The organism is Micromonospora sp. NPDC005254 (assembly GCF_042872525.1).
Classification (GTDB): Bacteria; Actinomycetota; Actinomycetes; order Mycobacteriales; family Micromonosporaceae; genus Micromonospora.
Genome location: NZ_JBIAKM010000014.1, coordinates 23,040 through 45,977 on the forward strand (window position 1 = coordinate 23,040; position 22,938 = coordinate 45,977).

General features: G+C 70.4%; 17 protein-coding genes and 2 riboswitches. Of the genes, 11 read left to right on the forward strand and 6 right to left on the reverse strand.

What is annotated here, in order from left to right:
- Window positions 1-64: 64 nt before the first annotated feature.
- From ACFYPR_RS31070 to ACFYPR_RS31080, 3 genes are read right to left on the reverse strand one after another with little or no spacing between them, the layout of a single operon-like run.
- Window positions 65-667, reverse strand: a complete 603-nt coding sequence (locus ACFYPR_RS31070) for a histidine phosphatase family protein (RefSeq protein ID WP_387264138.1) — start codon at window positions 665-667, stop codon at window positions 65-67.
- The gene (locus tag ACFYPR_RS31075; protein WP_387264141.1) at window positions 664-1,434 is read right to left on the reverse strand and encodes a CbtA family protein; all 771 of its coding nucleotides are present in this window, start codon (window positions 1,432-1,434) and stop codon (window positions 664-666) included. Before ACFYPR_RS31075 ends, ACFYPR_RS31070 begins: the two co-directional genes overlap by 4 nt.
- Window positions 1,425-1,628 (reverse strand): CbtB domain-containing protein, encoded by a 204-nt coding sequence (locus tag ACFYPR_RS31080; protein WP_039906051.1) that lies wholly within the window; start codon window positions 1,626-1,628, stop codon window positions 1,425-1,427. Before ACFYPR_RS31080 ends, ACFYPR_RS31075 begins: the two co-directional genes overlap by 10 nt.
- Window positions 1,629-1,686: 58 nt before the next feature.
- Window positions 1,687-1,761, reverse strand: a riboswitch (cobalamin riboswitch).
- Window positions 1,762-1,957: 196 nt separating this feature from the next.
- Window positions 1,958-2,178: riboswitch (cobalamin riboswitch) on the forward strand.
- Between the two features lie 178 nt (window positions 2,179-2,356).
- Here ACFYPR_RS31080 and ACFYPR_RS31085 point away from each other — a divergent pair.
- A complete protein-coding gene (locus tag ACFYPR_RS31085; RefSeq protein WP_387264226.1) occupies window positions 2,357-4,705 on the forward strand; it encodes a ribonucleoside-diphosphate reductase subunit alpha in 2,349 nt (782 codons plus the stop codon).
- 38 nt (window positions 4,706-4,743) lie between these two features.
- Complete coding sequence (locus ACFYPR_RS31090; protein ID WP_354859910.1) at window positions 4,744-5,739, forward strand: ribonucleotide-diphosphate reductase subunit beta; 996 nt, start codon at window positions 4,744-4,746, stop codon at window positions 5,737-5,739.
- Between the two features lie 146 nt (window positions 5,740-5,885).
- Here the strand turns inward: ACFYPR_RS31090 and ACFYPR_RS31095 are convergent, their stop codons facing one another.
- Entirely contained in the window at window positions 5,886-7,703 is a 1,818-nt protein-coding gene (locus ACFYPR_RS31095) for a family 43 glycosylhydrolase (protein WP_387264144.1), read from the reverse strand.
- Window positions 7,704-8,133: 430 nt separating this feature from the next.
- On the reverse strand, window positions 8,134-8,904 hold the full coding sequence (locus ACFYPR_RS31100) for a FadR/GntR family transcriptional regulator (protein ID WP_387264147.1): 771 nt from the start codon (window positions 8,902-8,904) through the stop codon (window positions 8,134-8,136).
- A gap of 260 nt (window positions 8,905-9,164) precedes the next feature.
- On the opposite strand from ACFYPR_RS31100, the gene ACFYPR_RS31105 reads away from it, so the two are divergent.
- The 8 genes from ACFYPR_RS31105 to ACFYPR_RS31140 all read left to right on the forward strand — a co-directional run bounded on the left by ACFYPR_RS31105 (window position 9,165) and on the right by ACFYPR_RS31140 (window position 17,150).
- Entirely contained in the window at window positions 9,165-10,325 is a 1,161-nt protein-coding gene (locus ACFYPR_RS31105; protein ID WP_355068747.1) for an extracellular solute-binding protein, read from the forward strand.
- 4 nt (window positions 10,326-10,329) lie between these two features.
- Window positions 10,330-11,310: a carbohydrate ABC transporter permease gene (locus ACFYPR_RS31110; RefSeq protein ID WP_387264150.1), complete on the forward strand. Its 981-nt coding sequence runs from the start codon at window positions 10,330-10,332 to the stop codon at window positions 11,308-11,310.
- The gene (locus tag ACFYPR_RS31115; RefSeq protein ID WP_355136680.1) at window positions 11,310-12,137 is read left to right on the forward strand and encodes a carbohydrate ABC transporter permease; all 828 of its coding nucleotides are present in this window, start codon (window positions 11,310-11,312) and stop codon (window positions 12,135-12,137) included. The genes ACFYPR_RS31110 and ACFYPR_RS31115 overlap by 1 nt, the downstream gene beginning before the upstream one ends.
- 1 nt (window position 12,138) lies before the next feature.
- Entirely contained in the window at window positions 12,139-13,374 is a 1,236-nt protein-coding gene (locus ACFYPR_RS31120) for a mandelate racemase/muconate lactonizing enzyme family protein (RefSeq protein ID WP_355136682.1), read from the forward strand.
- Window positions 13,375-13,592: 218 nt separating this feature from the next.
- Window positions 13,593-14,543 (forward strand): zinc-binding dehydrogenase, encoded by a 951-nt coding sequence (locus tag ACFYPR_RS31125; protein ID WP_387264230.1) that lies wholly within the window; start codon window positions 13,593-13,595, stop codon window positions 14,541-14,543.
- Window positions 14,540-15,301: an SDR family NAD(P)-dependent oxidoreductase gene (locus ACFYPR_RS31130; RefSeq protein WP_355068740.1), complete on the forward strand. Its 762-nt coding sequence runs from the start codon at window positions 14,540-14,542 to the stop codon at window positions 15,299-15,301. Before ACFYPR_RS31125 ends, ACFYPR_RS31130 begins: the two co-directional genes overlap by 4 nt.
- A complete protein-coding gene (locus tag ACFYPR_RS31135) occupies window positions 15,298-16,179 on the forward strand; it encodes an amidohydrolase family protein (RefSeq protein WP_355068738.1) in 882 nt (293 codons plus the stop codon). The genes ACFYPR_RS31130 and ACFYPR_RS31135 overlap by 4 nt, the downstream gene beginning before the upstream one ends.
- The gene (locus ACFYPR_RS31140; protein ID WP_354859905.1) at window positions 16,176-17,150 is read left to right on the forward strand and encodes an aldo/keto reductase; all 975 of its coding nucleotides are present in this window, start codon (window positions 16,176-16,178) and stop codon (window positions 17,148-17,150) included. The genes ACFYPR_RS31135 and ACFYPR_RS31140 overlap by 4 nt, the downstream gene beginning before the upstream one ends.
- 87 nt (window positions 17,151-17,237) lie before the next feature.
- On the opposite strand, the gene ACFYPR_RS31145 is transcribed toward ACFYPR_RS31140, so the two are convergent.
- Window positions 17,238-20,789, reverse strand: coding sequence for a ThuA domain-containing protein (locus tag ACFYPR_RS31145; protein ID WP_387264154.1), 3,552 nt, complete (start codon window positions 20,787-20,789; stop codon window positions 17,238-17,240).
- 523 nt (window positions 20,790-21,312) lie between these two features.
- Between ACFYPR_RS31145 and ACFYPR_RS31150 the strand changes: the two genes are divergently transcribed.
- On the forward strand, window positions 21,313-22,824 hold the full coding sequence (locus ACFYPR_RS31150; protein WP_387264157.1) for a sugar ABC transporter ATP-binding protein: 1,512 nt from the start codon (window positions 21,313-21,315) through the stop codon (window positions 22,822-22,824).
- Window positions 22,825-22,938 lie beyond the last annotated feature (114 nt).

A 22,938-nucleotide genomic window follows, 5' to 3' on the forward strand; every position in this document is an offset into this window, starting at 1 on the left:
ACCCCACCGCTTCCATGCCGCCCCGAATCTGGGGCAGCTCTACAGGGGCCGTGGTCGACAGTCGTCACCCGCTCGCGGGTGACGGTGGCGCGCTCAGGCGGAGCCGCCACCGTGGGCCCTGGCCGGTGAGCCGGACGACCGCCAACGGCTCGACGTCCAGTTGCCGGTACGTCGCCAGCGGTAGTCCCAGGGCGTGCACGACCGCGACCCGGATCACGAGCGGATGGGTGACGGCCGTGACCCGTCGGCCGAGGCCGCGCTGTTGGTCCAGCCAGCGGCCGACGCGCTCGCGTAGGGCGGCGACGGACTCGCCCCCGTGCGGCGCGGCGTCCGGGGTGGACAGCCACTCGTGCAGCGCGTCGGGCTGCGCGGCGCCGACCTCCTCCAGCGACCGGCCGGTCCAGTCGCCGTAGTCGCAGTCGGCCAGCGCCGTCTCCACAGCGGGCGCGAGACCGAGGGCGTACGCGGTCTGGACGGCCGCCGCCGCGGGGCTGGACAGGCAGGCGTCCGTGTCGCCCGGTGATGCCCGTCGGCCCAGCACGGTGGGGGATAGGGCGAGGGCGGCGCTGCGGCCACCCTCGTCCAGTGTGTCGTCCCCGCCGAACCGGGCCCGCCGCAGGGCGGCGGTGTGACCGTGGGCGACCAGCCGCAGGCTGGTGGCGTTCACCCGGCCAGTCGTGCGTCGGTGACCGCGCGCTGCCGGTGCATCAGGGCGGCGAAGAGCAGGCCGATCCCGGTCCACAGCACCACCTGGGTGCCGAGGGAGGCGAGCCGGAAGCTCCACAGCAGCGTGGCGGGGAAGTCGCCCGGGACCTCCTGGAACGACGGCAGCACCATGTAGGCCACGCCGGTGACCAGCAGGAAACCGCCGACCGCCGCGGCGGCGCGCAGCCACACCGGCGCCCGCTCGCCGACCGACCGGTAGCCCAGCGAACCGGACCAGACCGCCACCAGGCCGAGGACCACCAGCAGCAGGTAGGTGACCGTGCGCTGGTTGATGGTGGCCGGGTCGCCGACGGCCGGCGGGTTCGGCGGGTACTTGAGGAACGGCACGATCACCGCGCCGAGCAGCGCGCCGCCGGCCAGCAGCAGGCCGGACCACCCGTCGTCAACCGTGCGCCGCCGCCGGTTCAGCAGGACGTACGCGGTGGCCAGCAGGCCACCCATCGCGGCCCCGAACAGGGCGGTGGCCAGGAACAGCCCGCCGCGCTGGCCGTTCCTGCTGACCAGAGCGTCCTCGTCGTGCTGGTGCCCCCCGGTGGCGGGTTCGGCGTGTGCCGCCGCCTCCTCGATGGCGATGGCCGCCTCGACGTGGGGTTCGCCGACGACGTAGGCGAACGTTCCGGCGAGCAGGCCGGCCACCAGGCCGGCGAGCAGCCCGCGCAGGAGAACCGTGACGAACGTGGGTGCGGTGCCGGTGCCGCTCAGTGGCACGGGACACCGAGCAGGTGCCGGCCGTCGTGCATCAGCTCGTGCAGGTACGTCCCGCTGCGCGAGACCGCGCCCTGGTCGAAGGCGACGAGATAGGCCAGCAGGGTGAGCACGGCGACGGTGGCCAGGACCGTCCACAGGAGACGGGTCGGGGCAGCGGGGTGCACCAGCGGCTGGCTGGACGTGGAACTGGACATGCGTGCACGAACCTCCTCGGGGATGACGCGTCCCCATCGCAAGGCTGCGGACGACCGAGCGTCCTGGCTCGCGGCCCCCGGGGTCGGGGACCGCTCACAGTGGCGCGACCGCGCCGGATTCTCACCGGCTTCCCTCGCGTCGCCGCAGATAGTGGGTCGACCGTATCGGTGCCGGTTCGGTCGGTCAAGCCGACGGCGGTGTCCGAACGCGACCCCGCCGGATGCTCGCGTGTCTGCCGTCGCCGACGGATCGACGACGGCCGTCAGCGGCGACCGCGACACGCCCGGACCCGACATGTGGGGTGTGACAAACCCAGTCGCCCCTATATATGGTGTCGACCGCAGCTGGTTCGGCCACACATTCCAGGATGGTCGAGGCAAGAGGGAACCCGGTGGAATTCCGGGACTGCCCCGCAGCGGTGAGTGGGAACGACAGCCGTCATCAGCACTGGGCCGCCACCTGGCCTGGGAAGCGACGGCCAGTAGGGGACCGGGTTAACCCCGGTCGTGCCCGCGAGTCCGAAGACCTGCCAGCGCGCCGCGTACCCGCATCCGGGTGGGCGGTGGTCCGAGGCCGCGTGGGACGGCCGACGCCTTTCGGATCCGCGCCGCCGGCGTGGCGTCCGCCGGTGTCGGTCTCCTCGTGCCGAGGGCCATCAGGTCCTCAAGCTCGCGAGGAGTGAGTGGTGACAGTTACCGAGGTAGCCGCGGCCGGCGGCGAGACGGCCCTGCGGCGTACGCCGGGGCAGGTCCGCGAACGCGGCGGCGCCAGCGAGCCGGTGGACGTGCGCAGGCTCGTCGCCGAGGTCGAGCGCTGGGCCGACGACCTGCCCGACGTCGACCCGCTGCGGGTGGCGACCCGCACGATCAGCGGCCTGTACGACGGCGCGACGACAGCCGAGCTGGACCGGCTGACCATCCAGACCGCTGCCGAGATGATCGGTACGGAGCCGCAGTACTCGCGCCTCGCCGCCCGGCTGCTGGCCAGCCACATCGACCGGGAGGTACGCCGACAGGGCGTCACCTCGTTCAGCGCGGCGATCCGGACCGGCCACGCGCAGGGGCTGATCGGAGACGAGACCGCCGCGTTCGTCGCCGCGCATGGCAGCACGCTCGACGACGCCGTCGACGCCGACGGCGACCGCCGCTTCGAGTACTTCGGGCTGCGTACGGTCTACGACCGGTACCTGCTGCGCCACCCCACCAGCCGGCTGGTGCTGGAGAGCCCGCAGTACTGGCTGCTGCGGGTGGCCTGCGGCCTGTCCCGTACGCCGGACGAGGCGGTCGACTTCTACCGGCTGATGTCCAGCCTGGCCTACCTGCCCAGCTCACCCACGCTGTTCAACTCCGGCACCCGGCACACGCAGATGTCCTCGTGCTACCTCGTCGACTCGCCGCGCGACGAGTTGGACTCGATCTACCAGCGCTACGCCCAGGTCGCGAACCTGTCCAAGTTCGCCGGTGGCATCGGCATCGCGTACTCCCGGGTCCGGTCCCGGGGCGCGCTGATCCGCGGCACGAACGGGCAGTCCAACGGGATCGTGCCGTGGCTGCGTACGCTCGACGCGAGCGTCGCCGCGGTCAACCAGGGCGGCCGGCGCAAGGGCGCGGCCTGCGTCTACCTGGAGCCGTGGCATCCGGACATCGAGGAGTTCCTGCAACTGCGGGACAACACCGGCGAGGATGCCCGGCGTACCCACAACCTGAACCTCGCCAACTGGATCCCGGACGAGTTCATGCGCCGGGTCGAGGCCGACGAGGTGTGGTCGCTGTTCGACCCGGACGAGGTTCCCGAGCTGCCCGACCTGTGGGGGGAGCGCTTCGACGCCGCGTACCGGGCGGCCGAGGCGCAGGGCCGCTACGTGCGGCAGGTGCCGGCGCGGGAGCTGTACGGGAAGATGATGCGCACCCTGGCCCAGACCGGCAACGGCTGGATGACCTTCAAGGACGCGGCCAACCGGCTGTGCAACCAGACGGCCGAGCCGGGCAACGTGGTGCACCTGTCCAACCTGTGCACCGAGATCATCGAGGTGTCCAGCGACGCCGAGACCGCGGTGTGCAACCTCGGCTCGGTGAACGTCGCCGCCCACCTGACCGGGAGCGGCATCGACTGGCCGCGACTGCGCGCCACGGTCCGGACCGCGGTGACGTTCCTCGACCGGGTCATCGACATCAACTACTACCCGACATCGCAGGCGGCGGCGAGCAACCCCCGTTGGCGGCCGGTCGGGCTCGGGCTGATGGGCCTGCAGGACGTGTTCTTCGCACTGCGGCTGCCGTTCGACTCGCCGGCCGCGCGGAAGCTGTCCACCCGGATCAGCGAGGAGCTGTACCTGACCGCGCTGGAGACCTCCGCCGACCTGGCGCGTGAGTTCGGCGCCCATCCGGCGTACGCCCAGACCCGGGCCGCGCGGGGCCAGCTCCAACCCGACCTGTGGGGTGTCGAGGGTACGCAGACCGCGCGCTGGGCCGCGCTGCGCAAGCGGGTCGGGGAGTACGGGCTGCGCAACTCGCTGCTGGTGGCTGTCGCGCCGACCGCGACCATCGCCTCGATCGCCGGGTGTTACGAGTGCATCGAGCCGCAGGTCTCGAACCTGTTCAAGCGCGAGACCCTGTCCGGGGAGTTCCTCCAGGTCAACACGGCCCTGGTCCGCGAGCTGAAGGCGCGTGGCCTGTGGACCGAGCAGATCCGGTCGGCGATCCGGCGCGCGGAGGGGTCGGTGCAGGACGTCGTGGAACTCCCGGCCGACGTGCGGGAGCTGTTCCGCACCGCGTGGGAGCTGCCGCAGCGGGCGCTGATCGACCTGGCCGCCGCCCGCGCCCCGTTCATCGACCAGTCCCAGTCGCTGAACCTGTTCCTGGCCTCGCCCACCATCGGCAAGCTCTCCTCGATGTACCTGTACGCCTGGAAGACCGGGCTGAAGACCACCTACTACCTGCGCTCCCGTCCCGCCACGCGCATCCAGCAGGCCACCGTCACGCCCGCCGCCGTCGCCCTCGTCACGCCGTCGACGAGTGACGCCGAGGCGCTGGCCTGCTCGCTGGAGAACCCCGAGTCGTGCGAGGCGTGCCAGTGACCGTCTCCGACACCGCCGCCGACGCGAGGACCACGCACATGCTGCTCGACCCCGGGATGGATCTCACTCTCCGCCCGATGCGCTACCCGCACTTCTTCGACCGGTTCCGCGCCGCCATCCGCAACACCTGGACGGTCGAGGAGGTCGACCTGCACGCCGACCTCGCCGATCTGGACAGGCTGTCGCCGGCCGAGCGGCACCTGGTCAGCCGCCTCGTCGCGTTCTTCGCCACCGGCGACACGATCGTCGCCAACAACCTCGTGCTCAACCTGTACCAGCACGTCAACAGCCCGGAAGGCCGCCTCTACCTGTCGCGGCAGCTGTTCGAGGAGGCCGTGCACGTCCAGTTCTACCTCAACCTGCTCGACACGTACGTGCCCGACGAGACCGAGCGGTTCGCCGCCTTCGCCGCCATCGAGAACATCCCCTCGATCCGCCGCAAGGCCGAGTTCTGCTTCCGCTGGATCGACTCGCTGGGGGAGTTGCGCGAGCTGCGGACCCGGGACGACCGGCGCGCGTTCCTGCTCAACCTCATCTGCTTCGCCGCCTGCATCGAGGGATTGTTCTTCTACGGCGCGTTCGCGTACGTCTACTTCCTGCGCTCCCGCGGCCTGCTGCACGGCCTGGCCTCCGGCACCAACTGGGTCTTCCGCGACGAGTCGATGCACATGGCGTTCGCGTTCGACGTGGTGGACACCGTGCGTGCCGAGGAGCCCGACCTGTTCGACGACGATCTCGCCGACCAGGTTCGCCAGATGCTCACCGAGGCCGTCGAGTGCGAGGTCCAGTTCGCCGAGGACCTGGTGGGTCAGGGCGTGCCCGGTCTCACCCGGGCGGACATGCGGGAGTATCTCCAGCACGTCGCCGACCGCCGTCTCGTCCAGCTCGGGATCGCCCCGCACTACGGGTCCGCCAACCCGTTCGCCTTCATGGAGTTGCAGGACGTCCAGGAGCTGTCCAACTTCTTCGAGCGGCGGGTGTCGGCGTACCAGGTGGGGGTGACCGGGACGGTGGCCTTCGACGACGACTTCTAGGACCCCCACCCCACCCCCTCCCCACCCCGTCGACCAGGAAGTTGCTGCTCCCCTATCGGCGTGTCAGGGGCACCAAATTCATGATCAACGTCGGCGGCGGGCGAGGTGGGGATGGGGTGGGGGTGTTCTTGGGGGTGGAGTGACCCTCAGGCGGGGGAGCAGGTCGGGGTGATGGTCGGCGGACTGGTGGTGGCGCTCGTGCTGAGGTAGCCCGCGGTGGTTGACGTTCCCGGCGCGAGCTGCCCGTTGTAGGCGGCGTTCGCGACGGTCACCTGGTTGCCCGTCTGGGTGAGGGTGCCGTTCCAGACCTGTGACACCGTCTGCCCACTGGGGAGGGTGAAGGTGACCCGCCACCCGGCGAGCGACGAGGCCCCGGCGTTGGTGACCGTCAGCCGTCCTTCGAATCCGCCCTGCCACGTGTTGACCACGGTGTTGGTCACCGCGCAGGACTGCCCAGCCGGGACCGTCGGCGTCGGCGTCGGCGTGGGAGTGGGCGTCGGGGTGGGGGTCGGAGTCGGCGTCGGAGTCGGCGTCGGCGTCGCGGTGGGGGTCGGGGTGGGCGTCGTGGTGCCGCCGGCCTGGAACTGCCACCAGTTGAGGTTGAACAGGTTGCCGCTGCCGCCGGTGAAGCGCAGGTACAGGTCCTGGGTCCCGGTCGCGCCGCTGACCGGGCAGGAGACGGTCTGCCAGGTCTGCCACCCGCCGGTGCCCGGCACCGCGCAGCTGCCCACCCGGGTGCCGGTGGGGCTACCGAGGCGCAGTTCGATCGTGCCACCGGACGTGGCCGAGGCGACCCGGGCGGAGAAGGACGTCGCGCCCGTACCGAAGCCCACGCCCTTGACCTTGATGTAGTCCCCGTTCTCGATCCACCCGACGTTCATCCCGCCCTCGCTGGCCGGCTCGGTCTCGATGCCGGAGCCCCAGGCGATGGTCTCGGCCTCCTGCCGCCCGTACGGGTTCAGGGTGCCGATCTGGGGTGCGCCCGTCGTGGTCATGTTGATCGTCGGGATGGTGCCGTTGGTGTTGTAGGTGAACTTCTCCACGGCCACCGAGCGGGTGTAGCCGCCGCCGCCGGGCAACGCTCCGTTGTGGTAGAAGAAGTACGAGCCGCCGTTGAAGTCGATGACTCCCGGGTGGTTGGTGAAGCTCGCGCCCTGGCGGGGCATGACCGTCCCGCGGTAGGTCCAGGGGCCGGTCGGGCCGGTCGCGGTCGAGTAACCGATGAACTCGGAGCAGCACTCCGCCGCGAACACGTTGTAGTAGATACCGTTGCGCTTGTAGACCCACGGGCCCTCTTCGTAGAGGGTCGGCCGGCTCGCGTTCCCCGTCCGGGTGCCGAACCCGGCGGTGGTGAGCGGAATCTTGGTGGCGCTGCCGCTGTAGGAGATCATGTCCGCGTTCAGCCGGACGTACCACAGGTTCGGGTTGCCCCAGTACAGGTACGCCTGGCCGTCGTCGTCGATGAAGACGGTGGGGTCGATCTCGCCGTTGCCCACCAGAGGACGGCCGATGGCGTCCCGGAACGGCCCGGTGGGGCTGTCGGCGACCGCGACGCCGATGGCCATCGAGTTGGTCGACCGGGCGGTCACCGGCACGTACCAGTAGAACTTGCCGTTGCGGGCGACGACCTGGCCGGCCCACGCGTTCGCGCTCGCCCAGCTGAAGGTGCTCAGGCTCAGGGGCGAGCCGTGGTCGGTCCAGTTGACCATGTCGGCCGACGACCACACCCGCCAGTCCTTCATGGTGAAGTACGTGGAGCCGTCCTCGTCGTGGCCGGTGTAGAGGTAGACCCGTCCGTTGTGCACCAGGGGAGCCGGGTCGGCGGTGTAGATGTGCTGGACGATGGGGTTGTCCGCGTGGGCGGCCGTGGCCGGCGTCAGCGTCGAGATGAGCAGCAGGCTCACGAGCCAGGCGACGCCGCGCCGGAGCCGGTTCTTCGTCCGTGGTGGCGGTGTGGGGTGCATCGGTACCTCCAGGATGGGTCACGACGGGCGGGCACGGTTCGCCGCTCTCGCTGGCGGGTGCCGCGTGTCGTCGCGGGTCGCTTCGGGACCTCGGTGGTGGCCGTGCCGCGAGAGCGGCAGGAGGGATCGGGGGTCCACCATGGCTCCCGCGCGCGGCGTCCCGCCGTTGTCAACGGCGGTGGTCAACGTCCCTGAGGGAGGCCCGGACACCCACCAGCGGGCGTTGGTCATGCGCGACTCCATCGACCTCGACGGATCGAGTGGAGCGGTGAAGCGTGCCCTTCGCCTCTGCGGCCCGAGGGTAGTCTGTTATCGCTAACATTCTCAAGCGATGGATGAATCTGGATTTCCGCGCCGCCGTCACGGGCGGGTCGGACCGGGGTCGCCAACGTCCGGCGACCGGGTCGTCAGCGCTGCGGCGACCGGGTCGTCAGCGCTGCAGCCGCGTCGGGCTGCCCGGCCCGCTGCGCCGGACGAGCCACGCCTCGGTGATGTGCGTGAACATCGCCTGCGCGGCGCCGTCGGGGTCGTGGGCGGCGATGCGCTCGTAGATGCGCCGGTGCCCCTGGTTCGACGCCACGCACATGGCCCGCTCCGGCTGGCCCATGTAGCGCGCGGTGTTGACGACCTGGCTCTCCAGGGACCGGACGACGCCCCGGGCGATGCGGTTGCCCGACGCCTGCATGACCGTGTCGTGGAAGGCGCGGTCGTGCTCCTGGTAGGTGACGTGGTCGTCCACCAGCTCGTCCATCCGGTCCACCAGGGCCCGCAGCCGGTCGACGGTCTCCTCGTCGGCGAGCCGCGCGGCCACGTTGGCCATGTCGGACTCCAGCACCCGCCGGGTGACCACCAGGTCGTCGAGGATCGCCAGGGTGTCGTCCTCGACGATGGTCGCCGCGAGGACGAGTTCGTCGAGCATGTCCCACGCCGAGGGCGGGGTGACCAGCGTGCCGCTGCCCTGGCGGACCTGCACGAGCCCCTTCTCCTGCAGGATCTTCACCGCTTCCCGGATGACCGTCCGGCTCACCGAGAAGGTCTCGCAGAGCACCGGCTCGGGGGGCAGCGGTGTGCCCGAGGGGTGAACGCCCTGGACGATCCGGGTCACCAGCTCGGCGGTGATCGCCTGAGCCAGGTTGGCCGGGCGACGGGCCCAGGTCGGTGCCGCCGCGCCGTTGACGGTCGACTGGTTCGATGTCGTCACGTTCACCTCCGCGTAGCCGCGGGAGCGGGCCCACGAGTCCGCCCCCAGTGTACGGGCAACCGTTGACGTCAGACGTCATACGAGTTACGTTCTCGTCAATCTTGCATCGACGGCCGGTCCCTCGGCCACTCCCCATATGAAGGTGAGCAACGATGAAGCAACGAGCAGTGTGGTCCGCGGTCCTCGTTGCAGGGCTGGCCCTGACTGGCTGTGGAAGCGCGACAGGTTCGGGTTCATCGTCCGGAGGCTCGGACAAGAAGTTGGTCGTCTGGGACTGGAAGTCCGGCGAGGCCAGCTCCGCGCAGTACGTGGAGAAGGCCAAGGCCGACTTCGCCAAGAAGCACAAGGACGTCAAGGTCGAGTTCGTGGCCCAGCCGTTCGATCAGTACTACACGCTGCTGGGCGCGGCCATCCAGTCGGGCAAGGGGCCGGACGTCATCCTGTTCAACGGTGGCGGCCAGATCCGCGACCGGGTGGACTCGCTCCAGCCGCTCGACGAGTACGTGAGCGAGGACCGGCAGCGGCTGGCCGGTTGGGAGGCGTTCGCCAAGGACGGCAAGACCTACGCCGCTCCGGTGACGCTGCAGGGTCATCCGATCTACTACAACAAGACGCTCTACGAGAAGGCCGGCCTCGACCCTGCGAAGCCGGCCACGACGTGGTCGGAGTTCATCGCCAACTGCGCCACCATCACCAAGGCCACCGGCGCCAAGTGCTTCGCCGTCGGCAACAAGGAGGGCATCGGCATCCAGTTCTTCCTGTCGGCCCTGGCGTCGGGCGTCCTCACCCCGCAGGAGTACGACAACTGGATCGCCGGCAAGCGCGACTGGAACTCGCCGAACGTGAAGCGGATCTTCGAGCTGTGGAAGGAGACCGGCACCGCGAAGCTGAACAACGACGGGGCCAACTCCACCGCGATGTTCAACGACGCCTTCGCCGTCTTCCAGTCCGGTAAGGCCGCCCACATCATCGGTCTGATGTCGGACATCGGGCACTGGAAGGACTTCAACGAGTTCATCACGCCGGAGAAGCTCGGCGTCATGATGGCCCCGACCGTGACCAGTGGCGCGACCCCGAGCCTGCCGTACGACGGCGGTATCGGTTACGCGGTCGCCAAGTGGACCAAGGACCCGAAGGTGGCCGCCGACCTGGTGCGCTCGCTGACCTCCACCGACGCCCTGAAGGCGTTCTACGCCAACGCCGGCGCGATCACGGCCGACACGACCATCGACGTGTCGCAGGCTGGGCCGGCCGTCACCACGATCGTCGGCGCGCTCAAGACCGGCAAGCCGGCGCCGCACGTGGCGCTCTCCTCGAAGGCGCTCGACCTGATGGGCAGGCTCTCCCAGCAGCTGCTCAGCGGGTCGATCAGTGTCGACGAGGTCGTGAAGCAGATGGCCGCCGTGGACACGGCGGGCTGATCTCGTGTCGATCGGTAAGTCGCTCTCGTCGGTCCGTTCGGCCTCGGCCGAGCGGGCCGGCGGGTTCCCGCCCTCCGCGCCGCCGTCTCGTGGCCGCCCCGTTTCCCGGCACGCCGCCAGCGGCCGTCGCGCCGAACAACTGGCGCCCTTCGTGCTGGTCGCCCCGGCCGTCCTGATCCTCGTGCTGCTGCGGCTGTGGCCGCTGCTACTCGGCGTCAACTTCTCCTTCACCGGCGACGGCGACCGCGACGGGGCGATGGTCGGCTTCGACAACTACGTCGACCTGCTCCACGATCCGCTGTTCCAACAGGCGCTGCGCAACGTGGGGCTGCTGGTGCTGCTCCTGCCGGTGGCGGTGGCCATCCCGGGCCTGCTCGCCACGTTCATCTACCTGCGCGTGCCGGGGCACCGGTTCTACCGCAGCGTCTACTTCTTCCCGGCCGTGCTGTCTCCGGTCATCGTCGGCGCGATCTTCAACCTGCTGCTCTCGTTTGACGGTCCTGTCAACGTTGTCCTGTCCTCGGTGGGCATCGGGCCGGTGGACTGGCTCGGTGATCCGGACGTCGCCATGTTCGCGGTCGTCGGCGTACACGTGTGGGCGACCTTCGGCATGGCCCTGGTCGTGTTCCTCGCGGGCTTCGCGACCCTGGACTCCGCGCTGCTGGACGCCGCGCGGGTGGACGGCGCGTCACTGGCCCAGGTCATCTGGCACGTGATCATCCCCAGCCTCTCCCGCACCATCCAGTTCGTCTTCGTGACCACGATGATCGGGATGCTGACGTCCATGTTCGGCCTGCTCTACGTCATGACCAGTGGCGGCCCGGAGGGCTCGACGTACCTGCCGGAGTACTACATCTGGATCCAGCAGGGGCAGATGAACCGGCCGGCGCTCGCGTCGGCCGCGTCCACCGTCCTCTTCGTCATCATGCTCGTCGTCGGGCTGGTGCAACTCAAGCTGCTCCGACGAGCGGGGAGGGAAGACTGATGTCCCGCGTCCGACTGGGCAGATGGTTGCTCGTGATCCCGATGGGGCTCCTCGCGCTCGCGACGATCTACCCGCTGCTGTTCACCGCGAACGTCGCCATGAAGACCCGCCGGGAGTACATTCTCGACCGGTTCTCCCTGGCGGACGCGCTGCGCTTCGAGAACATCACCACCGCGTGGACCAGCGTCGGCATGGGCCGCTACGCCGCCAACTCGGTCCTCGTGGTGGCCTGCTCGGTGTTCCTGCTGCTGCTGTTCGGGTCGATGGCCGGCTTCGCGCTGAGCCAACTGCGCTTCCGGGGCTCGACGGCGCTGTTCATCGGCTGCCTCGCGGCGCTCTTCATCCCCTTCCAGGTGATCATGGTGCCGCTGGCCCGGGTCATGGCGGACAGCGGTCTCGTCGACACGTACCCGGGGCTGATCCTCGCGTACGTCGCGCAGTTCCTGCCCTTCACGGTCTTCCTGATGACCAGCTACTACAAGACCATCCCGGCGGAGATCGTCGACGCGGCCCGGATCGACGGCAACACCGTGTACGGCGTCTACCGGCGGATCATGCTGCCGCTGGGCGCTCCGGCGCTGCTCTCGGTCGGCATCCTCAACACGCTGTTCTGCTGGAACGACGTGCTCATCTCGCTGCTGCTGATGCCGTCGGCCGACCACCGCACCCTCATGGTCGGGGTGACCTCGCTGCGGGGGCAGTACTCCGAGGACATTCCGACGTTCGCCTCCGGGGTGCTCATCGCCGCGATCCCCGTCCTGGCGGTCTACCTGTTCCTTCAGCGCCAGATCGCCGACGGCGTCTCCGCTGGTTCCACGAAAGGCTGACATGCGCATCACCGGGTATCGAACCCTGACGACGGTCCAGGAGTGGGGCCGGCCCGTCGGCGACGCCAACGGCGTGTTCCCCGACGGCGTCACGACGGTGCCGATCACCATCGTCGAGACCGACGGGGGGATCAGCGGCGTCGGCCTGGGCCCGCACGTGGAGATCGACAAGATCTTCCCGGCCATCGAGGGGGAAGATCCCCGCGCGGTGACCAGCCTGTACGACCGGATGCTCCGGCACACCTTCAAGGCCGGTCACGGCGGGCTGGTGTTCGGGACGATCGGCGCACTGGACACGGCCCTGTGGGACATCAAGGCGCAGCTCGCCGGTGAGCCGCTCTGGCGGCTGCTCGGCGGGCGGGACCGACGCGTCCCGGCCTACGCGTCCGGCCTCGACATCGGTCTGACCGACGACGAGCTGGTCGCGGAGTACGAGGTCTACGCGGAGTACGGCCTGCGTGCCGCGAAGCTCAAGGGCGGCCTCGACATCGAGCGGGACCGGCACCGGCTCGCGCTGGTGCGGGAGGTGCTGACCGAGGCGGGCCACGGCCGGCGGCCCGGTCTGATGCTCGACGTCAACGAGGCGTGGTCGCGCAAGCAGGCCGTCCGGCACGTGGCCGAGCTGGAACGCACCCTCGATCTGATCTGGATCGAGGAGCCGGTCCGCCGCTGGGACGCCGAGGGTCTGGCCGCCGTCGGCCGGGGCGTCCGAGCGTCGATCGCCACCGGCGAGAACCTCACCGGGCTGGAGCAGTACCGCCCGCTGATCGGGGCGGGCGCGGTCGACATCGTCCAGATGGCCGCCGTCTGGGGTGTCACCCACTTCCTGCGGGTGGCGGCCCTGGCGCATGCCCATGACCTGCCGGTCAGCCCCATCGGCAACATCCCGGTCGGGCTGCTGCACGCCGCTACCTCGGTGCCGAACCACCTGGTCAGCGAACTACAGGATCTGCGGCCGCCGGCGGGCATCGGCCTCGACCTGCACGTCGAGGACGGCGCCTTCATTCTCGGCGACACACCGGGCCTGGGCATCCGGGTCGACGAGGCGGCGATCGCGGCGGCCGGACAGCGGACCGGTAGCCCGGCCGCCGGCAGCCCGAACGTCCGACCGGAGCGGGCCGGCAAGCGCCTGTTGTCGGTGGCCGAGCAGATGCCCACCGTCGGGCCGGTCCCGGTCGAGGCCCTGCTCGCCGATGCCGTCGGGTCCCAGAACGACGTGGCACCCCTGCGGCACTGAGCCGGCCCGCCCGCAAGCGACCACTGGACCAGGATTGGTCGGATGATTACCGTGTCGATGGCGCCGACACGACGGATGCGGATCTGGCCGCCCCTGGCATACGCACCCGTACGAACCAACGACGTGGAGACGGAGCAGCAGTGAAAGCAGTTGTCTACCGGGGTGCGCGTGATCTCGGGATCGAAGACCGTGCCCCAGAACCGCCGGGCCCCGGCCAGGTGCGGATCGCGGTGGCGTACACCGGGATCTGCGGCACGGACCTGCACATCTTCCACGGCGACATGGACGCCCGGGTGGGCGCGTCGGCGGTGCTTGGACACGAGATGTCGGGCCGGGTCGCCGCGCTGGGCGACGGCGTCACCGGGCTGACCGTCGGGCAGCCCGTCACCGTGATGCCGACCCGTGCCTGCGGGCAGTGTGCGGCGTGCCGCCGCGGCAATTCGCACATCTGCCACGCGATGGACTTCCTCGGCATCGACTCGCCCGGCGCGATGCAGTCGTCGTGGACGGTGCCGGCCGAGTTGGTGCTTCCACTCCCCGACGATCTGCCGCTGGACCACGCGGCGCTCGTCGAGCCGGTCGCGGTGGCGGTGCACGACGTCGGACGGGCGAAGGTGGCGTCCGGAGAGCACGTGGTCGTCGTCGGCGGCGGTCCGGTGGGCGTCCTCATCGCGGCCGTCGCCCGGGCGCGTGGGGCCCAGGTCCTGCTCGTCGAACCGGACGGCTTCCGGCGCGGGGTCGCGTCGGGGATCGGGATCGAGGCCGTGGATCCGGGGCCGACCGATGTGGTGGCGCTCGTCAACGAGCGGACCGGGGGCGCGGGCGCGGACGTCGCGTTCGAGGTGTCCGGTTCCGCCGCCGGGGTCGGCACGGCCGTGGATGTGCTGACCACCCGGGGCCGGCTGGTGATGGTGGCGATCCACCCGCAGCCGCGTCCGGTGAACCTGCACCGGTTCTTCTGGCGCGAGCTGGAGCTGCTGGGCGCGCGGCTGTACCAGCGCGAGGACGTGGTGGAGGCGATCCGGCTGGTCGCGGCGGGCGTCATCCCGGCCCGGGAGCTGATCTCCCGGGTGCTGCCCGTGGCCGGTGTCACGGACGCGTTCACGGCCCTGGAGGGTGGCGGCGGCGTCATGAAGGTGCTGCTCGACTGGCGGGAGGAGGGCCGATGAGCGCCCTGTTCGACCTGACGGGACGTACCGCGTTGGTGACCGGCGCCCGGCGGGGGATCGGCCTGGCGATGGCGGAGGCCCTGGCGGTGGCCGGCGCGGACATCATCGGGGTGTCGGCGCAGTTGGAGTCCGAGGGCAGTGCGGTGCAGCAACGGGTCGAGGCGGCCGGTCGCCGGTTCACCGGCATCCGGACGGACCTGGGCGACCGGGCCGCGGTGTACCGGTTGGCCGAGGAGGCCGCGGCGGTGGCGCCGGTGGACATCCTGGTGAACAACGGCGGCACGATCGCCCGAGCGCCGGCCGCCGAGCACCCCGACGAGATGTGGGACCGGGTGTTGCAGGTGAACCTGTCCAGCCAGTTCGTGTTGAGCCGGGAGATCGGTCGGCGGATGGTCGACCGGGGCCGCGGAAAGATCATTTTTACCGCCTCGCTGCTGAGCTTCCAGGGCGGCATCAACGTCGCGAGCTACACCGCGGCGAAGTCCGGCCTCGCCGGGCTGACCAGAGCCCTGTCCAACGAGTGGGCGGGCCGAGGGGTGAACGTCAACGCGATCGCGCCCGGCTACATCGCTACCGACAACACCCAGGCGCTCCGCGACGACCCCGCGCGCAACGACGCGATCGTGGGCCGGATCCCGGCCGGCCGGTGGGGACGCGCCGACGACCTGGCCGGCGCCACCGTGTTCCTGGCCGCCGCGGCCTCGGACTACGTGCACGGCACCGTCCTGCCCGTCGACGGCGGGTGGTTGGGCCGATGACGCAGCAGACCTCGCCGGCCGGCCGCCCCGGCATCGTCGACGCGCACCACCACCTCTGGGTCCGTGCGCGACACCCGCAGCCCTGGATCGACCCGGACACGATGGCGGCGATCGACAACGACTTCACCCCGGCGGATCTCGCCCCGGCGGCGCGGGCCGCGGGCGTCACCGAGACCGTCGTCGTGCAGTCCATCGCCTCCGTGACGGAGACGGAGCACCTGCTGGGCATCGCGGCCGACGACCCGCTCATCAGCGGGGTCGTCGGCTGGGTCAACCTCACCGCCGACGACATCGACGAGCGCCTCGACCGGCTCCGCACGGCACGCGGCGGAGAGCGGTTGGTCGGCATCCGGCACCTGGTCCAGTCCGAACCCGACCCGGCGTACCTCGACCGACACGACGTCCGGCGGGGCATCGCGGCGGTCGGCGCGGCCGGTCTCGCCTACGATCTGCTGGTCCGCGACCACCAACTGCCGGCGGCCACCCGGCTCGTCCGCGACCTGCCCGAGGTGTCGTTCGTCCTGGACCACCTCGCCAAACCGGCGCTCGGCACGGGGAGCCTCGGCGACTGGCCGGCCAACCTGCGGGCGCTCGCCGCCCAACCGAACGTCACCGCGAAGCTCTCCGGTCTGGTGACCGAGGTGGACGGATCATCCTGGACGGCCGACGACCTGCGGCCCGCCGTCGACCACGCGCTCGACGCGTTCGGACCGGCCCGGCTCATGTTCGGCTCGGACTGGCCGGTGTGCCTGCTCGCCAGCTCCTACACCCGGTGGGTCGCCGTGCTCGCCGACCTGGTGGCACCACTCGGTGACGAGGAGCAGGCGGCGATCTGGCGGGAGACCGCCCACCGCGCGTACCGGCTGGAGGCGTCATGACGGACCGAGCGCTGCCCCGCCGGCCGGCGATCCGCCTCACCACGCTGGGCTTCGGCGCGGCGCAGGGCGGCAACCTGTTCCGGGCGACGTCCGACGACGAGTTCGCCGCGGCCGTCGACACCGCCTGGGCCGCCGGCATCCGGTACTTCGACACCGCGCCGCACTACGGCCTCGGCCTGTCCGAACGGCGGCTGGGCGCCGCGCTGCGGTCCCGGCCGCGCGACGAGTACGTGGTCTCGACGAAGGTCGGGCGGCTGCTCGTACCCTCGCCGGAGACCGCGGGGGAGCGTGATTCGCAGGGCTTCGACGTGCCGGCCGACCTGCGGCGGGTCTGGGACTTCAGCCGCGACGGCGTACGCCGGTCGTTGGAGGCCAGCCTGGAACGCACCGGCCTGGACCGCGTGGACGTGGTGTACCTGCACGACCCGGACGAGCACTGGGAGCAGGCCGCGTCCGAGGCGGTACCCGCGCTGGTGGAGCTGCGCGACCAGGGCGTCATCGGCGCGATCGGGGCCGGCATGAACCAGTCGGCGATGCTGGCCCGGTTCGTCGCGGAGACCGACATCGACGTGGTCATGTGCGCCGGCCGGTACACCCTTCTCGAACAGGGCGCGCTCGACGACCTGCTGCCCGCCGCGCAGGCCCGTGGGGTCGGCGTGGTCATCGCCGGGGTCTACAACTCGGGGCTGCTGGCCCGCGACCAGCCACCGGCCGACGCGGTCTACAACTATCAGCAGGCGCCGCCGGAGCTGATCGAGCGGGCGCGGCGGATCGCGGCGGTCTGTCAGGCGTACGGCGTCACCCTGCCGCAGGCGGCGTTGGCGTTCGTCCGCCGGCATCCGGCCGTGGTCTCGACCGTGGTCGGCCTGCGCGACGCAGCCCAGGTGACCGAGACCCTGCGCCGGTCGGACGCGGACGTGCCGGAGCAGCTCTGGGCGGCGCTGCGCGACGCCGGGCTGCTCGGCGGGTGACGACCCACAGTTGAACGCGGTGCGCCGGCCACCCGATCCGAGGATCGGGTGGCCGGCGCCCTGTCGCAGCTACCTACCGTCCGGTCGTTAGACCGCGCTGAACCGCCACTGCTGGTTGGTGGCGCTGTGGCAGCCCCACTGCAGCAGCCGGGCCCCGTCGGCCGTCGAGGCGCCGTTGACGTCCAGGCAGAGCCCGCTCAGCGCGCTCTTGACCGTGTAGATCCCGGCGGTGCCGGTCGCCGTCACGGTGAACTTCTGCTGGTTGGCGTTGGTGCAGGTGCTGTGTTGCAGGAAGGCGCCCTGTGCGGTGGACCCGCCGGTGACGTCCAGGCACTTGCCGCTGTGCACCGCCTTGAGGTAGACGGCGCCGCCACCAGCGTCCACCGCCTGCCACTTCTGGTTGTTACCGCCGGTGGCCGCCCACTGCACGACCTGGGCGCCGTCGGCGGTGGAGTTGCCACTGACGTCCATCAGCTTGCCGCTGTGCTGCGCCGTGAGGGTCCAGGTGCGGCCGGCGATCCCTCCGCCGTCGGTGCCGGGGACCCCCACGCCGTTGCCACCGAAGGTGAACGCGTCGAGGTCGAACCAGTTGGACGAGCTGCCCTTGAACACCATGTAGAGCGTGTGCGTCCCGGACAGGGCCGCGACGCTCACCGCCGGCGTGGACTGGTAGTTGTCCCAGCCGCCGGTGCTGGGCACCGTCGTGGTGGCCAGCAGCGTGCCGGTCGGCGAGTCGGCCCGCAGCTCGATGGAACCCCCACCGCTCGGTGACGAGAGCCGGTAGCTGACGGTGCTGATGCCCGACAGGCTCATCGGGTTGAACGCCACCCAGTCGTTGTTGGAGATGTCACCGACGCGCTTGCCGCTCTCCGCGGCGGCCTGGTCGACGATCCGCACGCCGGACTGGCTGCTGAAGTACTCGGCCTGCTTGTGCTTGGGTTGCAGGATCGCCTGCGCGTAGCCGGTCAGCGGCGCCGCGCCACCCGAGCCACCGTTGTCGGTGTAGCGGGCGTTGAGCACGTAGTACAGGTTCGCGCCCTCGGGGTGCCCACCGAGCAGGTCGGTGGAGATGGTGCCCGAACAGCCCGGGTACTCGGTGGTCTCGTGCGCGTGGTCGTCGTGACCGAGTGCCGGGTTGACGAACACCTTGGTGCAGTCGATGGCCGCGCCGCCGGGGTCGGAGACACTGACCGTGTACGAGACCTTGTCGCCGAAGTTCAGCATGCCGCCGTTGGGCGGCACCGTGATGGTGACGACCGGGGCGGTGTTGCCGACGGTGATCTGCACATTGGCGAAGCCGGTCTTGCCGGTGTTGTCGGTGACCTTCAGCTGCGCGGTGTAGTTGCCGTTGGTGGTGTAGGTGTGTGCCGGGTTGGCTGCCGTGGACGTGCCGCCGTCACCGAAGGTCCACTGGTAGCTGAGGGTGTTACCGGCGTCCGGGTCCGCCGTGCCGGCGCTGCTGAACTGGACGGTCAGCGGGGCGCTACCGCTGGTGGGCGTGCCGACGGCCTTCGCGATCGGTGAGCGTCCACCCTGGATGTAGTCGATGCGGTAGAGCCCGGAGTCGTTGTTGCCGCCGCCGAAGTTGGAGCCCCACTCCAGCAGGTACAGCGAGCCGTCCGGGCCGAACTCCATGTCCATCGGCTTGTTGAAGTTGCCGCCGGGCATGAACGAGTTGGTCCGGGTGACCGCCGTCGACGAGTCGAAGTGCGTCTCCTTGATGTAGTTGCGCGACCACTCGTAGAAGAAGTGCACGCCGTCGTAGTAGGCCGGGAACTTCGTCGCCGAGGGGTTCGCCGCGTTGTAGCGGTAGACCGGCCCACCCATCGGCGCCGACCCGCCGGAGCCCAGCTCCGGGAAGGTCGTCGAGGCGGGGTAGCCGTACCACATGTTGGGCGCGACGATCGGCTTGAGGTTGACCAGGCCGGTGTTGTTGGGCGAGTTGTTGACCGGGGCGTTGCAGTTGAACTTCGACCCGACGACGCCGGTGTCCGGGTTGAACGGCGCGTACGGCTGGTTGTCGCCGTGGCAGAAGGGCCAGCCGTAGTTGCCGGCGGCCTTGATCACGTTGAGCTCGACGAGCCCTTCGGGGCCCCGGTTGGTCGTCGGAGGGTTGCGGTCGGGGCCGTAGTCCGCCAGGTAGACCCAGCCGGTGGACGGGTCGATCGAGAAGCGGAACGGGTTGCGGAAGCCCATGGCGTAGACCTCGGGTCGGGTCTGCGCCGTGCCCTGGGGGTAGAGGTTGCCCGTCGGGATGGTGTAGCCACCGCTGGCCGACGGCCGGATGCGCAGCAGCTTGCCGCGCAGGTCGTTGGTGTTGCCGGCGGATCGGGCGGCGTCCAGGTTGGCCTTGCCCGACCGCCAGTCCAGCGGGGCGTAGCCCTGCCAGTTGGGGTCGAGGTTGGGCGGGGTGTCGTCGCCGGTGCCGATGTAGAGGTTGCCGTCCGGGCCGAACTCGATGTAGCCGCCCGTGTGGCCGGGCTCGGCGAAGGTCCGGTCGCGGGTCGCCGGGATGTCGATGATCCGGGCCTCGCTGGCCAGGTTCAGGGTGTCACCGGTGAGCGTGTAGCGGGAGACCCGGTTGACGTCGGTCGTGCTGCTCGCCGGCGAATGGTAGACGTACACGTACCCGTTGCTGGCGAATGCCGGATCCAGCGCGACGCCGGTGAGGCCGTCCTCACCGCCGGTGTAGACGCTCAGCGTGGCGGCGGTGACGGTGCTGTTCGTGCTCGGCTTGAAGAGCTTGACCTGTCCGCCGCGCTGGACGTAGAGCACGCGGCCGTCGGGCAGCACCGCCAGCGCCATCGGGTCGGCGGTGTTGTCGTCCAGGGTGCGCTTCTCGAAGTTGCTCCAGACGGTGCCGCCGCAGTCCCCGGGCTGGTTGCCGGCGGCCCACTTGACGCCACCGAGGACGTGGTTGCGGAAGTTCGTCTCGCTGTACGACTCGATCGCGTGGCCCATCGCGGTGGCCCACACCCGGCCGCCACCGGCGTTGCGACACCACGAGATCGGGTGGTCCGGGCCCATGGCCCGGGAGCCCGGGTTGTACGTGCGCTCGTCGGCGGTCACCAGGACGTGCACGTTGCCACGCGGGTTGGAGTCGAAGTTGTACCACTCCTCGCTGCGGTTCCAGCGGTCCGGCAGGCCGACCGTCGACGGGTGCTGCTTGTCGGCGACGATGGCGGTGCCGGGGAGCACGCCGGGGGAGTGCTCGGGCATGTGGGCGCCGCCGTTGAGGGTCTGGTCCCACCAGGGGTACTCACCCTCGATGCCCATGTCCAGGGCGTTGTGGATGCCCACGATGCCCTTGCCGCTGGCCAGGTAACCCTCCACGGCCTGGCGCTGGGCTGCCGAGGTCCAGACCATGCCGGAGGTCTGGAACATGATGATGACGTCGAAGGTGGCGAGGTTGGCGGGCGTGAAGACACTCGCGTCCTCGGTCGCCACCAGCTCGAAGTTGTTCGCGGCCGCCTGCTGCTGAAACATGGAGATTCCGGCCGGGATCGAGTCGTGCCGGTAGCCGACGGTCTTGGTGAACAACAGGGCGCGGAAGGCCGGGGCGGCCGACGCCGGCGGGGCCAGGCCGAGGGCCAGTAACAGGCCGACGATCATTCCTATGATCATTGTGGGGCGACGCATGCCGTCTCCTAGGTCTGGGCGGGCAACTCCGTTTGCGCGCACGGGTCCGGCGCGCGTCAGGTTGTGCCTGGGCGCGCGTGGGCCACGAATGTGCTGGTCGCGGTCGTCGTGCCGTCCGCCGAAACGGCAGTCAGCCCCGCAGGACGTCACACAGCGTGACGTGGGCTGTGTGTGCGTCCCTGGTCTGCGAGGTCAGGATGGGCTATCCACTGATGGGTGTCAATGTAACGTCGAGCGTCTGATGTTACCTCCGAGTAGGAGTGGTCGGGTCTGAGCCGCCTGAGCCGGCAGTCGAGCCGATCGAGTGCCGGGCCTGGCAGTCGCCGCAGATCGAGGATTGCGGACCCGCATCCAAACATCTATCTTCATACGTGTGATGTTTCCTCGATGTCAAGGAAATGTTTGCACCATAAAAACGCAAGTTCTGCAGCAGCCTGCGAAAGTGCGTCGCTCAGCGCATCGAACGGCCTACCGGCCGCTGTGCCGACCTCGTCGATGACTACTATCTGTAAGGGCTATCGGGATGTCAGACCCACCACCGGCACCGCTGCTGGCCCTGCGGGGCATCGGCAAGTCCTTCCTCGGCGTGCGCGTCCTCGACGGTGTCGACCTTGACGTGGCGCCGGGCGAGGTGCATGCGGTCGTCGGTGAGAACGGCGCCGGAAAGTCGACGCTCATGAAGATCATTTCTGGTGCGTACGCCCCGGACGAGGGCACCGTCGAGTTCGCCGGCCAACCGCGCGCGTTCCACGGCCCCCGCGACGCGCAGCGGGCCGGCGTCGGCATCATCCACCAGGAGTTCAACCTCCTGCCCGAGCGCACCGTCGCGGAGAACGTCTATCTGGGCCACGAGCCGGTCCGGCGCGGGCTGGTCGACCGCCGCGAGATGCTCGACCGCACCCGGCGCCTGCTCACCTCGATCGGGGAGACCGCGCTGCCAGCCGACTCCCGGGTGGGGCGGCTCGGCGTCGCCCAGCAACAGGTCGTCGAGATCGCCAAGGCGCTCGCCCTGGACGCGCGGCTGCTCATCATGGACGAGCCGACCGCGGCGTTGGCAGACCAGGAGGTCGAGCTGCTCTACGGGCTGGTCCGCCGGCTCCAGGAACGCGGCATCGGCCTGCTGTACGTCTCGCACCGGCTCACCGAGGTCTTCGACCTGTCCAGCCGGATCACGGTCCTCAAGGACGGCCGCCGGGTGACCACCGTGGACACCGAGCGGACCAACACGGACGAGCTGGTGCGACACATGGTCGGCCGCGAGCTGTCCAGCTACTACCCGCCGCGGGCCGACACCGGCGACCGCGGGCCGGTGCGACTCACCGTCCGCGGCGGGGGCAACCGGAAGCTGCGGGGGGTGGACCTCGAGTTGCGCGCCGGCGAGGTGCTCGGCGTCGGCGGTCTGCAGGGTTCCGGACGATCGGCGCTGGCCCGTGCGCTCTTCGGGGTGGCCCCGTTCACGACCGGCGACGTCGAGCTGGACGGCGAGCCGGTGCGGCTGCGCTCGCCGCGTGCCGCGATGCGGGCGGGCATCGCGTACGTCACCGAGGACCGCAAGGGTGAGGGCATCGTGGCCCGGCAGTCGGTGCTGGACAACGCGCTGCTCGCCAGCCGGGCCGTGTTCGCCGCGAGGTCCGGTCGCGCCGCCCGGACCGCACGCGTGCGTGAGCTGCTCGACGCCGTGGAGGTCCGTGCCGCCGGTGACGACCAGGAGATCCGCTTCCTCTCCGGCGGCAACCAGCAGAAGGTCGTCCTGGCCCGATGGCTCGCGTTGACACCACGGATCCTGCTCTTCGACGAGCCGACCCGGGGCATCGACGTGGGCGCGAAGTCGGCCATCCACGATCTCGTCCGCCGCCTCGCGACTGGCGGCGCGGCGGTTCTGATGATCTCGTCGGAGTTACCGGAGCTGCTCGGCATGAGCGACCGGATCGTCGTCCTGCGGGACGGCCGGATCGCGGGCGAGCTGCCCGCCGGCGCGACCGAGGAGGACGTCGTCGCCCTCGCGGTCGGCGCCGTCCGGGAGGCCGCCGCGTGAGCGCGAGGAGTGAGCCGGGTGTGCGAGCCCCGCAGTCGCGAATGGAGACGGCCCGATGAGCGCGAGGAGTGAGCCGGCTTTGCGAGCCCCGCAGTCGCGAATGGAGATCGCTCT